General features: G+C 73.0%; 11 protein-coding genes. 7 read left to right on the top strand and 4 right to left on the bottom strand.

The window, feature by feature from the left end:
- Window positions 1-63 precede the first annotated feature (63 nt).
- Both VQH23_RS14525 and VQH23_RS14520 read left to right on the top strand, forming a co-directional pair.
- Window positions 64-849 carry a GntR family transcriptional regulator gene (locus VQH23_RS14525; RefSeq protein ID WP_338661453.1) on the top strand — a complete coding sequence of 262 codons (786 nt, stop codon included), beginning with the start codon at window positions 64-66 and terminating at the stop codon, window positions 847-849.
- Window positions 761-1,738, top strand: coding sequence for a D-glycerate dehydrogenase (locus tag VQH23_RS14520; protein ID WP_338661452.1), 978 nt, complete (start codon window positions 761-763; stop codon window positions 1,736-1,738). Before VQH23_RS14525 ends, VQH23_RS14520 begins: the two co-directional genes overlap by 89 nt.
- A 4-nt stretch (window positions 1,739-1,742) precedes the next feature.
- Here the strand turns inward: VQH23_RS14520 and VQH23_RS14515 are convergent, their stop codons facing one another.
- From VQH23_RS14515 to VQH23_RS14505, 3 genes are all read right to left on the bottom strand, one after another.
- Entirely contained in the window at window positions 1,743-1,994 is a 252-nt protein-coding gene (locus VQH23_RS14515) for a hypothetical protein (protein ID WP_338661451.1), read from the bottom strand.
- 49 nt (window positions 1,995-2,043) lie between these two features.
- Complete coding sequence (locus VQH23_RS14510; protein ID WP_338661450.1) at window positions 2,044-2,829, bottom strand: DUF1194 domain-containing protein; 786 nt, start codon at window positions 2,827-2,829, stop codon at window positions 2,044-2,046.
- A 155-nt stretch (window positions 2,830-2,984) separates the two neighbouring features.
- The gene (locus tag VQH23_RS14505) at window positions 2,985-5,198 is read right to left on the bottom strand and encodes a glycosyltransferase (protein WP_338661449.1); all 2,214 of its coding nucleotides are present in this window, start codon (window positions 5,196-5,198) and stop codon (window positions 2,985-2,987) included.
- A 141-nt stretch (window positions 5,199-5,339) separates the two neighbouring features.
- Between VQH23_RS14505 and VQH23_RS14500 the strand changes: the two genes are divergently transcribed.
- The gene (locus VQH23_RS14500; protein WP_338661448.1) at window positions 5,340-6,713 is read left to right on the top strand and encodes a glycosyltransferase family 1 protein; all 1,374 of its coding nucleotides are present in this window, start codon (window positions 5,340-5,342) and stop codon (window positions 6,711-6,713) included.
- 112 nt (window positions 6,714-6,825) lie between these two features.
- Window positions 6,826-7,113: a DUF3297 family protein gene (locus tag VQH23_RS14495; RefSeq protein WP_338661447.1), complete on the top strand. Its 288-nt coding sequence runs from the start codon at window positions 6,826-6,828 to the stop codon at window positions 7,111-7,113.
- A gap of 67 nt (window positions 7,114-7,180) precedes the next feature.
- Here VQH23_RS14495 and VQH23_RS14490 read toward each other — a convergent pair whose 3' ends face one another.
- Window positions 7,181-8,740: a cation:proton antiporter gene (locus tag VQH23_RS14490; RefSeq protein WP_338661446.1), complete on the bottom strand. Its 1,560-nt coding sequence runs from the start codon at window positions 8,738-8,740 to the stop codon at window positions 7,181-7,183.
- Window positions 8,741-9,001: 261 nt separating this feature from the next.
- Between VQH23_RS14490 and ileS the strand changes: the two genes are divergently transcribed.
- From ileS to VQH23_RS14475, 3 genes are all read left to right on the top strand, one after another.
- Complete coding sequence (gene ileS, locus VQH23_RS14485; protein WP_338661445.1) at window positions 9,002-11,830, top strand: isoleucine--tRNA ligase; 2,829 nt, start codon at window positions 9,002-9,004, stop codon at window positions 11,828-11,830.
- On the top strand, window positions 11,830-12,348 hold the full coding sequence (lspA, locus tag VQH23_RS14480) for a signal peptidase II (protein ID WP_338661444.1): 519 nt from the start codon (window positions 11,830-11,832) through the stop codon (window positions 12,346-12,348). Before ileS ends, lspA begins: the two co-directional genes overlap by 1 nt.
- Window positions 12,349-12,414: 66 nt before the next feature.
- Window positions 12,415-12,990, top strand: a complete 576-nt coding sequence (locus VQH23_RS14475; protein ID WP_338661443.1) for a DUF3035 domain-containing protein — start codon at window positions 12,415-12,417, stop codon at window positions 12,988-12,990.
- Window positions 12,991-13,020: the final 30 nt, after the last annotated feature.

The following is a 13,020-nucleotide window of genomic DNA, read 5'->3' as shown; positions in this document are numbered from 1 at the left end:
GCCACCTGAACCAAACAGTTCGGCGCCCTTGCGGGATTCTGCTGAACTGCCATAGCGTCGCGCGTGCCCCACCCGCTGCAGCCGCTCGTCGCCGACGATGCCCCGTCCCTCGCCGAGCGCGCCTATGAGCGGCTCTGCGAGGCGATCGTGGACGGCACCCTGCCGCCGGGCCGCAAGCTATCCGAGCGCAGCCTCGCCGCCGCCCTCGCCATCTCCGCCCAGCCGATCCGGGAGGCGTTGCGGCGGCTGGAGGGCGAGGGGCTGGTGGAGAGCCGCCCGCGCAGCGGCACCTTCGTCGCCGCCCTCGACGAGGACCGGCTGCTGGAGATGGGCCTGATCCGCGCCTCGATGGAGGGCGTGGCCGCCGGGCTCGTTGCCCGCGGCGCGACGCCGGAGGATCTGGCCGCCCTGCGCGACCGGATGGAGGCGATCAGCGCCGCCACCGCCGCGGACGATCCCGAGGGGCTGCAGGAGGCGAACGAGGCCTTCCACGGCACCCTGCACGCCATCACCGGCAACGCCCTGCTGATCCGCACCCTGCGCGCGCTGCGCGCCTACCACGTGATGAGCCGCGGCCGCGTGCTGGCCAGCTCGACGGAACGGGCGCTGGCCGAGGCGGAGCACGCCGCGATCCTGAACCGGATCGAGGCGGGCGCGGCGGAAGAGGCGGAGGCGCTGATGCGCGCCCACACCCTGCGTTCCCTCTCGGTTGCCTTCCCCGGCGCTGGGCTGGAGGCCGCGAGACCGATGGAGACGATGCGTGACGGCGAACACGACGGAGCAGATTCCGGGCGGCGTGCTGGTGGCGCGGCGCGTGCCGCCAGCGGTGGCAGACCGTGCGCGGCGTGAGTTCGGCGCGCTCGTCGCCGAGCACGACATGTCGGCCGAGGAGGCGATCGGCATCGCGGCGGAGAAGGGCCTCGCCGCGCTGGTGATCGGCGGCTCCGCCAAGATCAACGCGACCCACGCCGCCGCCCTTCCCCCCGGCCTGAAGATCGTCGCCAACACCAGCGTCGGCTACGACCACATGGATGCGGCCGCGGTGAAGGCCGCGGGCGTCATCGTGACGAACACGCCGGACGTGCTGACGGACTGCACGGCCGACCTCGCCTTCATGCTCCTGCTCAACGCCTGCCGGCGCGGGCACGAGTACGAGGCGATCATGCGCGCGGGCTGGCGCAAGCCCTTCGGCATGCCGGACAACCTCGGCATCCAGCCCAGCGCCAAGACGCTCGGCATCGTCGGGATGGGGCGGATCGGCCGGGCCATGGCGCAGCGGGCGCGCGGCTTCGGGATGAAGATCCTCTACAACAACCGCAGCCGCCTGGCGCCGGATCTGGAGATGGGCGCGGAGTACGTGGCCGACCTGCGGGCGATGCTGCCGCGCTGTCAGATTCTGTCGCTGCACCTGCCCGGCGGTTCGGCAGGCACGCTGATGACGGCGGAAACCTTCGCCCTGCTGCCGCGCGGCGCCGTCTTCGTGAACACCGCGCGCGGGTCGCTCGTGGACGAGGACGCGCTGATCGACGCGCTGAAGTCCGGCCACCTCTTCGCCGCCGGGCTGGACGTGTTCCGGCAGGAGCCGGCCTTCGACCTGCGCTTCGCGGAACTGCCCAACGTGTTCCTGACGCCGCACGTCGCCAGCGCCACGGTGGAGACGCGCGACGCCATGGGCTTCAAGGCGCTGGACAACGTGGCGGCGGTGTTGCGCGGGCAGCCGCCGATCGATCCGGTTTAGGGGTCTACCCGAAGCGGCGGCGCATCGGCGGGCGGCGGGGCGGGGGCTTCGGCCCCATCACCTCGTCGATCTCCGCCTTGGCCTGGTTCAGCAGGTCGATCAGCAGTGGGGAACCGGTGGCCGGCTGCACCTCGCGCGGGCGCCCCAGCCGCGCGGGCGGGTGCACCACCACGGAATGGGTGCCATTGCCGCGCTCCTCGATCTCAAGGACGTGCTGGCGGTAGTCGCGGGTGGAGACGATGGTCAATCGGGCCATGAGACTCCGTACCGCAAGATGAGACAGAGAAACAGGCTTGACATCCCGTTCACCCGGAAACCCGGTCTACCACGGGCGTCCCGGCGAAGCGCGTCCCGGCCTCCATCCCCGCGATCTCCCGCGCGATCTTCCGGCGCACGGCGCGGTCGAAGGCCTCGAACCCTTCCGCCACCACGAGGAAGGCACCGAGCCCGCCGATCACCTCCTCCCGGTAGTAGTCCTCCAGCGCGGCGGCGCCGTCACCCGGCCCGCGGCTTCCGCCGCTGGGCGAGCGGTCCAGCACGGCCAGGCCGTTGGTGACGATCCCCTCCTCCAGCATCCGGCCGCGCACCCCATCCAGCCGCCGGCCGGAGTTGTTCATTCCGTCGCCGGAGATGTCCAGCACGCGCCGCGTGCCCTCGTAGAGACCCTGGCCGTAGAGCCGCATCGCGTGCTCCATCGCGCCGGAGATGGAGGTGTAGCTCCAGGTGCGCCGCGGCGCGGCGTCGATGGCGGCGGCGAAGCGCTCGGCCGATCCCTCGTCGCTGATCCGCATCCACGGCACGAGATCCTCCTGGCTGTCGCTGTCGGACCAGGTGAACAGCGTGCAGGAGATGGCGCCGATGCCGCCGCCCTTGATGGAGCGGATCACCTCCGGGTCGCGGAAGGCGGCGGCGTAGCCGCGCATCTGCGTCTCGTGCTCCTGCGCGTCGATGGAGCGGCTGACATCCACCGCGAGGATCAGCTCCACGTCCACCGGCTCCGGCGCAGGGCTCGCGGCGCGGGCGGGGCGCAGGATGGCTGGGGCGCAGAGCACCCCGGCGCCCGAGAGGCGCAGTAGTTGGCGACGCTGCATCGGCTCCGTCCTTCAGGATGGGCCATGGCCGGCTGTTCGATCCCGCCTCTGGGGCAGGTTATTGTGCGATGCAGCATAAACCTGTCCGGCTCGATGCGCCAGCCCCCCTGTCGTTTCGGCGGCGTCCGCCTCGCCGCCCGGCACCTCCGGGCGGGCTAGAGCGGCAGGGCCGGGACCAGCAGGCGGTTCTCCAGGTAGGCCACGCGATCTCCCGGCTCCCCGGCCCGCATCAGAGCCACGGAGACAACGCCCGTCCCCACCGGGGTGCCGTCCTCCAGCCTGCCGCCGGGGGTGCTCTCCAGCACCAGCCGCAGCCCTGGCTCGCCGGGGCCGATCTCCAGCGCCACCTCGCCGCCTGCCCCCGCCCGCCGCTCCGCCACCACGGCGGCGGCGCCGCTCCGGGCGAGCGTCAGGCGGACCACCCCCTCCGCCCCCGGCGGCGGGCGGAGCGCGAGGGCCACGCGGGCCGGCCCTTCGAAGGGCGCGGGAAGGGACAGGGCGGCGCGGCCGGGGCGGGTCCAGGCGCCCCATTCCTCCGCGGGGTGCCAGCCCCCGCCCTCCGGCACGGCAGCGGCCCGCGCCAGCCCGCCATGCGGCCCGGGCGAGCCGCCATGGCCGAGGCGGATGGCGTGGGCGAGCGGCAGGGGCGGCGCTGGGTCCTGCGGCTCCCGCGCCAGGCGGCGGGCGCCGGCCAGCATCTCCTCCGCCACCTCCGCCCAGGGGCGCAGCCCGCCGTGGCGGGGGATCCGGGCGGCGGCGGCGGCCAGGCGCGCCGGATCGGCGAGCAGCCCTTCCACCACCGTGGCCAGGTCGTCCGCGCTGCCGGGGGTGAAGAACAGGGCGCCGTTCCGCCCGCTCTCCATCAGGGAGGGGATTTCCGACACCACCGGCACGCGCCGGTGCAGCAGGGATTCCGAGACGGGCAGCCCCCACCCCTCGTGCCGGCTGGGATAGAGGGTGAAGAGGCAGCCCCGGTAGAGGCGGGCCAGGGCCGCGTCGTCGGGTGCGTGCAGGGCCGTCACCCGCGCCGCCAGGGCAGGATCGGCGGCCAGGGCCGCGAGGACCGGCCCGTCCCCCGGCGCCCGGCGCCCGGCGAAGACGAGGCGCGGCGTGCCCGCCGCCCCGCGTCGGTCCAGCAGCATCCGCCAGGCGGCGAGCGCCAGGAGGTGGCCCTTCCGCGGCTCCAGGCTGGAGACGAGGAGGACGAAGGGCTCGTCCGGCAGGTCCGGATGCGCCGGGCCGCGCGTGGCCGGGGCGCGCGTGGCTGCGGCCGGGCGTGCCGCCTCCCGCAGGATCGGCAGCCGCGCCAGGCGGCGCACCGGCGGGTTCGGGGCGGGGGGAGCGGCCGGAGGCTCCCCGGGCTCCTCCGCCGAGGGATCGTAGCCATCGGGCGTGACGACGATGACGGGCGGTGCCGGCCAGTCCGGCAGGTGCCGCGCCATCAGGCGGCGATACTCCGCGGCGGTGGCGTGGGAGACGGCCAGCACGCCGTCCGCCAGCACAGGCAGGGTGGAGAACCAGCGCCCGAACTCCGCTCGCAGCTCCGGCGCGGCGGGGTCGGGCAGGACCAGCGGCCCGCAATCGTGCAGCAGCGGCACGTGGCGGGCCCCGGCGGCGCGGGCGGCGCGCAGGGCGGTGACGTAGCGCGGCAGCCACCAGGCGGTGCCGGGCGTCAGGATCAGCGTGCCCGGCCCGGGTTTCAGAGGCGGGCCGGACCGGCGCCACGCCTTCAGCACCTCCAGCGTATCGCGCCAGGCGGGATCCTCCGCATCCGCGCCGGCGCGCGAGAGGTCGTGCAGGCGCCGGAACAGGGGGGCCGGCAGCACGCGCCAGCCGTCCTCCTCCGGATGCATGGCGCAGAGCGTCGCCTGACCGGCCAGTGCCGCCGCAACCTCCGCCTGCACGCGCTGGATGCCGCTCGGCGCCCGGCGGTGGAAGAACCAGGAGACGAGGTCGGAGAGGTCCAGCACCGGCCCGTCCGCGCGCGGGGCCGGCAGGTGCGACAGGGCGGCGCGCCATTCCGTCCAGGCAGCCGTCTCCTGCGGGTCCAGCAGAAGGGCGCGGCCATAGGCTTCCGCTGCGGCCTCCCGCCGGCCCAGCAGCTTCAGCGCGTGGCCGATCTGGATGTGGATGTCCGGGTCCCCCGGCTCCATCGCCTCCGCGCGGCGGTAGAGGTTCAGGGCGCCGCCGGGGTCGCCATCCTCCTTCAGGCAGTGGCCGCGCTGGACGAGGATGCCGCGATCCTCCGGGCGCAGGCGGAGATACGCGCCATAGGCCTCCGCGGCCTCGGCCCAGCGGCGGGCATCCCGCGCCGCATCGCCGCGGGCCAGCAGCGCACCCGCATCCCCGTCACCCCGGCTCTCCGGCAACGCCCATTCCCCTTCCCGGCACGCGGGCCGACCATGCCGCGCCGGGGGCAGCAAGGCCAGGGTCGGGCGCAGGGGGCGCGCAGGGGCTGCGCCATCCCATGCGGTTGGCGACGGGGGAGCATCGCCAGTAGGGTCCGGCCGATGCGCCCCAGAATCCTGATCGACGGCTTCAACCTTGCCCTGGAGCACGGCACCGGCGTCTCCACCTACGCCCGGAATCTCTCGTACCGGCTGGGCGCCGCGGGGGCGGAGGTGGAGGTTCTCTACGGCCGCCACGTGAACCCGAAGTGGAGCGACCTGATCCGCGAGGTCGCCTTCTTCGACGATCCGGCGATCGAGCGCATGACCCTCGGGCGCCGGATCCGGCGCTTCCGACGCACGCTGGCGGCGGGTTTCGGCGAGACAGCGTCGCACATTCCCGTGACCGGCCAGGTGGTGGCGGACAACTACGCCGGGCGTATGCCGCATTTCGACCGGCTGTGGAACATCGAGGACGTGTTCAACCGCGCCCACAACCGGTTCAAGATGTTCCCGGGCTACGTTCCCGTCAGCGTAGGGAACAAGCCGCCGGCGGTGGCGCACTGGACCTACCCGCTGCCCATGCGAATGCCCGGCGCGAAGAACATCTACACCTTCCACGACCTGGTGCCGCTGCGCCTGCCCTTCACCACCCTGGACCACAAGCGCCGCTACTACCGCCTGTGCCGGATGCTGTTGGCCCAGGCCGATCACATCGTGACGGTGAGCGAGACGTCGCGCCGCGACGTCATCAGCCTGCTCGGCGCGCCCGAGGAGAAGGTGACGAACACCTACCAGTCGGTGGAGCTGCCGCCCGCCCTCGCCAACAAGCCGGAGGACCAGGCGCGGGACGAGATCCGCGGTGCCTTCGGGCTGGAGTGGAAGGGCTACCACCTGTTCTTCGGTGCCATCGAGCCGAAGAAGAATCTCGGCCGCCTGATCGAGGCGCACCTCGTCTCCGGCATCAAGACGCCGCTGGTGATCCTCGGCAAGCAGGCGTGGAAAAGCGACCAGGAGATGCGGCTGCTCTTCGAGGACCACCAGCGCTGGATGACGCAGCAGGGCGAGCAGAAGCTGACGCAGCGCAAGCTGCGGGAGCAGATCATCCTGCTGGACTACGCGCCGTTCCGGCTGCTCGTCTCCGTCATCCGCGGCGCGAAGTCGGTCCTCTTTCCCTCCCTCTACGAGGGGTTCGGCCTTCCGGCGCTGGAGGCGATGAGCCTCGGCACGCCGGTGCTGACCTCCAACACCTCCTCGCTGCCGGAGGTGGTGGGGGACGCGGCGGTGAAGGTGAACCCCTACGACATCCGCGCCATGGTGGAGGGCATCCGCGCCCTGGATACCGACGAGGAGCTGCGCGAGCACCTCTCCTGGGCCGGGCAGCGCCGGGCCGCCACCTTCAGCGCCGCTGCCTACGAGGCGCGGCTGGCCGAGCTCTACGCGCGGCTGGGGGTGAAGCTGGAGCCCGGCGTGAACGAGGTGCGAATGGGGGCCTGAGTGTCGGAACCACAGGTCCGGCCAGGAAGTCGGCCCAGGGCTTGGACTTCGCCACGCCCCCAGCTAACACGCCCCACCCCTCCGCACCCTTCGCCCGCCGACGAGGCCCGCCATGACCGACACCCCTCCCGACCGCCTCTCCGCCGACCCCGCCAGCCCCTTCTTCGACCAGGCCCTGCTGGAGCGCGGCGTGGGCATCCGCTTCAAGGGCGTGGAGAAGACCAACGTGGAGGAGTACTGCGTCAGCGAGGGCTGGGTGCGGCTCTCCGTCGGCAAGGCCGTGGACCGCAAGGGCAAGCCGATGACGATGAAGCTCCAGGGCAAGGTGGAGCCCTATTTCCGCGAGCCCGCCGCCCCCGCCGATGAGGCCCGGGCCGAGGGCGCCGCGCCCGACGCCTGAAGGGTGGGGCCTGAGGACTGGAGCCAGAAGGCTGGGGCTTGAGGGCTGGGACCTAAGGCCTGAGGCCTCAGACCGGCCGCACCCGCGGGTCCGCGGCCAGCTCCATCAGGTCCAGCTCCTCCTCCAGTATGTGGAAGGCATCGTCCCCGATGGTGCCGTCGCCTCGCAGCGCCTCCAGCGCGTCCCGCGCCGCCTCCACCGCGCGGCCCTGCAGCGCCGCCGTGCCGTCCGGCGCCGGCGCGCCGATCCCTGCCTCGTCCAGCCTCGCGCGCGCCTTCATGTCCCGCAGCAGGGCGTCCCGGGCGGGCGAGGCGGGCGCCTCCTCCAGGGCCCGCATGGCGGCCTTGGAGGTCTTCAACCGGGCCAGCCGCACCTCCTCCTCCACCATGTCGTTTTCCGAGGGCCCGATCCGCCGCAGCAGCGGGCCGATCGTGCTGCCCTGGACCACGAGCGTGACGAGCACCACGGAGACGGCCGCGAAGACGATCGGGTCCCGGAAGGGCAGGTCCTCCGGCAGGGCGAGCGCCGTGGCGAGGGTGACGATGCCGCGCATCCCCGCCCAGGAGATCACGAGCCCGCCCCCCACCGTGGGCGCCGGCAGGGGCTGGCCGCGGGGCGCCTGCGGGCCGAAGCGGCGCAGCGCCCAGCGGGCCGCGGCATTGTAGGTCATCACCCAGCCCATCCGGGCCAGGATCACCGCCAGGCAGGTCCCGGCGGCGAGCAGCAGGACCCCCTCCCACTCCCCGTCCAGCCGGCCGAGGATCACGCGCACCTCCAGCCCGATCAGCAGGAAGGCCAGGGCGTTCAGCACGAAGACCGCCACCTCCCACACCGCGTAGGCGGCGATGCGGCGCCGGGCGCCGGTGCGGCGCGGGGCGTGGCGGCCCAGCGTCATGCCGTAGGCCACCACGGTGATGATGGCGGAGACATGCAGCGCCTCCGCCAGGATCCAGACGCCGAAGGTGCCGAGGAATTGCAGGATCACGCTGATCGGCATGTCCAGCGAGACCCGGAGGGTGAAGGCGAGGTAGAGCCGCGCCGCCGCCCAGCCGAGCGCGGCGCCGCCGAGGGCCGTCACCACCAGCATCGGGGCGGCCGAGGCGAGGGAGAAGCCGCCCGTGGCCGCGGCGGCGAGGGCCAGGCGGAAGACGAGCAGGGCGCTGGCATCGTTGAACAGGCTCTCCCCCTCCAGGATCACCATGATCCGGTGGGGCGGCTTGAGCCGGCGCAGCACGGCCGTGGCGGCGGCCGCGTCGGGCGGGGCGACGATGGCCCCCAGCGCGACCGCGGCGGCCCAGGGCATCTCCGGCAGGACCCAGCGGGCCACCACGGCCACCGCGGCGATGGTGACCCCCACCGCCACCAGGGCGAGGGTGGCGACGGGGATCAGGTTGTCCCGCAGGTCGCGCGGGGAGGCGTCGAAGGCCGCGTCCAGCAGCACGGGGGCGACGAAGAGGGCCAGGGCCAGCTGCGGGTCGATCGTGACCAGCGGCACGCCGGGGATGAAGGCCGCCGCCAGCCCGCCAAGCGCCAGCAGCGCCGGGGCGGGCACCCGCAGCCGCTGGGCCAGGGCCGTGAGCAGGGCCGCCGCCAGGAGGAGGCCGATGATCGACTCGAAGAGCGCCATTCCCAGAGGGTAACGGGGCGGGACGCCCGGGTGGAAGCGCGGGGGGCGGAAGCGTGGGGGGCGGGACAGCCCCACCGGGACGGTCGCTTGACCCCCGCCCCGCCCCCTCCGCATATGGCGCCCATGATCTTCCGGCCGCGACCGGCCCCGACGGGGGCGCGAATTCCCGGCCCGGTCCTCCCCTGAGGGCCGGGAAACGCCGCCGCAGCCCCTTCTCGCCGCGCCCCCTGGCCGGGCGCCGCCCCGAACACCGGACCGACCATGACCGACGCCCCCGCTCCTGAAGCCCGCGACTACCGGAGCACCGTCTTCCTGCCGAAGACGCCCTTCCCGATGCGCGGCGACCTGCCCAAGAAGGAGCCCGCGACGCTGGCGCGCTGGGCGGCGCAGGATCTGCGCGGGCAGCTCCGCGAACGCTCCCGCGGGCTGCAGAAGTTCGTGCTGCATGACGGCCCGCCCTACGCGAACGGCCCGCTGCACATTGGCCACGCGCTGAACAAGATCCTGAAGGACGTGATCAACCGCGCCGCCCAGATGTCGGGCCGCGACGCGGACTACGTCCCGGGCTGGGACTGCCACGGCCTTCCGATCGAGTGGAAGGTCGAGGAGGAGTACCGCGCCAAGAAGCAGGACAAGGATAGCGTGCCGGTCCTGGAGTTCCGGGAGGAGTGCCGCGCCTATGCCCGCAAGTGGCTGGACATCCAGCGCGAGGAGTTCAAGCGCCTGGGCGTGCTGGGTGACTGGGAAGGCCGCTACGCCACGATGGACTTCACATCGGAGGCGGTGATCGCCGAGGAGATCGGCCGCTTCCTGATGAACGGCTCCCTCTACCGCGGCCTGCGCCCGGTGATGTGGAGCCCGGTGGAGAAGACAGCGCTCGCCGACGCCGAGGTGGAGTACCACGACGTCACCTCCCCCACCCTGCACGCCGCCTTCCCGGTGGTGAGCACGAAGGCGCAGGGGCTGGAGGGCGCGCGTGTGGTGATCTGGACCACCACGCCCTGGACCATCCCCGCCAACCGCGCCGTGGCCTATGGCGAGGAGATCGACTACGCGCTGGTCCATGTGGACGGCATCGAGGAGGGATCGCGCCTCGCCACCGGCGACAACCTGATCGTCGCCCTGTCCCTGCTGCCCGCCTTCGCGAAGGAGGCGGGGCTGGCCGCGCATTCCGTGCGGCGCGTGATCAAGGGCACGGAGTTCGCCGGCACGATCCTCGCGCACCCCCTGCGCGGCTGGGCCGCCGGCGAGGGCGCCTATGACCACGATACGCCGATGCTGGCGGGCGACTTCGTGACGGCCGATGCCGGCACGGGCTTCGTCCACATCGCGCCCAGCCACGGCGAGGACGACTTTGCCCTCGGCCGCGCCAACGGGCTGCCGGTGCCGGAGATGGTGGGCGACGACGGCACCTACACGGTGCAGGCCGTCGGCTTCGCCGGCCTGCACGTCTTCAAGGCGCATGAGGCCGTCTGGGCCGCGCTGGAGACCATGGGCACGCTGGCCGCGCGGGGTTCGCTGAAGCACAGCTACCCGCATTCCTGGCGCAGCAAGAAGCCCGTGATCTTCCGCGCGACGCCGCAGTGGTTCATCGCGATGGACGACGCGAACGAGATCCGTGCCAAGGCGCTGCAGGCCATCGCGGACACGCATTTCGTCCCGGACCAGGGCCGCAACCGCATCGGCTCCATGGTGGCAGCCCGCCCGGACTGGTGCATCTCCCGCCAGCGCGCCTGGGGCGTGCCCATCGCCGTCTTCGTCGAGAAGAAATCCGGCGAGGTGCTGCGCGACCCCGCGGTGATGGACCGCATCATCTGCGCCTTCCGCGATGAAGGGGCGGATGCCTGGTACAAGCCGGACGCCGCCGCGCGCTTCCTCGGGAACAGCCGCAATCCCGACGACTACGAGCAGGTGATGGACATCGTGGACGTGTGGTTCGAGAGCGGGAGCACCCACGCCTTCGTCCTGCCCGACCACGGCCTGCCCTTCCCGGCGGACCTCTACCTCGAGGGCTCGGACCAGCACCGCGGCTGGTTCCACTCCTCCCTGCTGGAATCCGTGGGCACGCGCGGCATCGCGCCCTTCAAGGCCATCCTGACCCACGGCTTCGTGCTGGATGAGTCCGGGCGGAAGATGTCCAAGTCCCTCGGCAACGTCACCGCCCCGCAGGAGGTGATGAAGGACTACGGCGCGGACATCCTGCGCCTCTGGGTGATGAACTCGGACTTCGCGGACGACCTGCGGATCGGCAAGACCATCCTCGGCCAGCAGGCGGAACTGTACCGGCGCATCCGCAACACGCTGCGCTGGCTGTTGGGCAGCCTGGAGGGCTTCGCGGACGCCGAGAAGGTGCCCTACGCGGACCTGCCGGAGCTGGAGCGCTTCATCCTGCACCGCGTGGCCGGGATCGACGCCCGCATCCGCAAGGCGGCGGAGGACTACGACTGGTCCGGCGTGATGCCGGAAATCCACAACTTCTGCGCCTCCGACCTTTCCGCCTTCCTCTTCGACATCCGCAAGGACAGCCTCTACTGCGACCGGCCGGACGAGCCGCGCCGGCGCGCCGCGCGCACGGTGCTGGACATCCTGCACCGCTGCCTCTGCACCTGGCTCGCTCCCGTCCTCGTCTTCACGGCGGAGGAAGCCTGGCTCGCCCGCTTCGGGGAGGGCGCGGACAGCGTCCACCTCCAGACCTTCCCGGAGATCCCGGAGGAGTGGCGGGACGAGGCGCTGGCCGAGCGCTGGGCCCGGGTGCGCGCCGTGCGCGGCCTGGTGACGGGCGCGCTGGAGAAGGCGCGGGCGGGCGGGGTCATCGGCTCCTCGCTCCAGGCCGCGCCGGAGCTGGCGCTGGCCTCCGCCAACGCCGACCTGTCGGACCTGCCCTGGGCGGAGCTCTGCATCACCTCCGACCTCACCCTGCTCGACAGTCTCCCGACCGGCGAGGGGGTGGAGGTGGCGCCCGAGGCCGCGGTGCGCTTCGCCCCGGCGCCCGGCGACAAGTGCGAGCGGTGCTGGCGCGTGCTGCCGGAGGTGGGGCGCTCCGCCGCCCATCCCGGCCTCTGCCTGCGCTGCGAGGCGGCGGTCGGCTGATGGCACCCCTGATCGACGGCCGGGCGAACCTCCGCAGGGGTCTGATCCTCGCCCTGCTGGTCCTCGTCGCGGACCAGGCCAGCAAGTGGTGGATCCTGGAGGTCCTCCAGCTCCCCCTCCGCCGCAACGTGCCCCTGCTGGGCGGTGGCGATTTCGGGCTGGATTTGACCATGGTCTGGAACCGCGGCGTCACCTTCGGCCTGCTCTCCGGCAGCGCCCCCTGGCACGCCTGGGCCCTGGCGGCGCTGGCGGCCGGCATCGCCGCCTTCCTCGTCCGCTGGATGGCGAAGGCCGAGAACCGGCGCACCGCCCTCGCGCTCGGCGCCATCGTCGGCGGCGCGGTGGGCAACGTGATCGACCGCGCCCGCTTCGGCGCCGTGGTGGACTTCGTGGACGCCTATGCCTGGGGCTGGCACTGGTACGTCTTCAACGTGGCGGATGCCGCCATCGTCCTCGGCGTGATCGTGCTGCTGATCGAGGCCGTCACCGCCCGCCCGCCGGAGCGGGAGGCGGCATGACAGAACCGACAGGTCGAAGCCTTGGGTTCCCGCCCCCCTCACATTCTTGCTAGAGAAGCGGTCGCCATGACATCCCGCCCCATCCTCCTGGCCTCGCTGCTGCTGCCCTCCATGCTGGCCATCGCCGGCTGCCAGGACACGGCGCGCACGCTGGGCCTGACGCGTGAAGCCCCGGACGAGTTCCAGGTCGTCACCCGCGCCCCCCTCTCCATCCCGCCGAGCCTCGGCAACCTGCCGCCGCCGCGCCCCGGCGCCGTGCGCCCGCAGGAGCTCTCCGCCCGCGAGCGGGGCGAGAGCACGCTGGCCCCCTCCACCCTCCTCGGCGAGGGCCGGACGGACCGCCCCTCCTCCGCCGAATCCGCCCTGCTCTCCCAGGCCGGCCGGGCCTCCGGTGCGGGCAACGTGGATGACAGCATCCGCCGCCGCGTGGACGAGGAGAGCCTCCGGCTCGACCGCCCGCAGCAGAACGTGGTGGAGCGGATGATGTTCTGGCAGGACCCGCCCCGCCCGGGCACCGTGCTGGACCCGCAGAGGGAGTCCCAGCGGCTGCGGGAGAATTCGGCCCTCGGCCGCTCCCCGGAGAACGGGGAGACGCCGATCATCCAGCGCCGCCAGCGCGGCCTGCTGGACGGCCTGTTCTAGGATGCCGGCCGGGCCGGGTTTTCACATCGG

This window comes from Pararoseomonas sp. SCSIO 73927 (assembly GCF_037040815.1).
Classification (GTDB): domain Bacteria; phylum Pseudomonadota; class Alphaproteobacteria; order Acetobacterales; family Acetobacteraceae; genus Roseomonas.
Note: the sequence above shows the minus strand (reverse complement) of the source record. Positions and strands in the feature narration are given on the sequence as shown.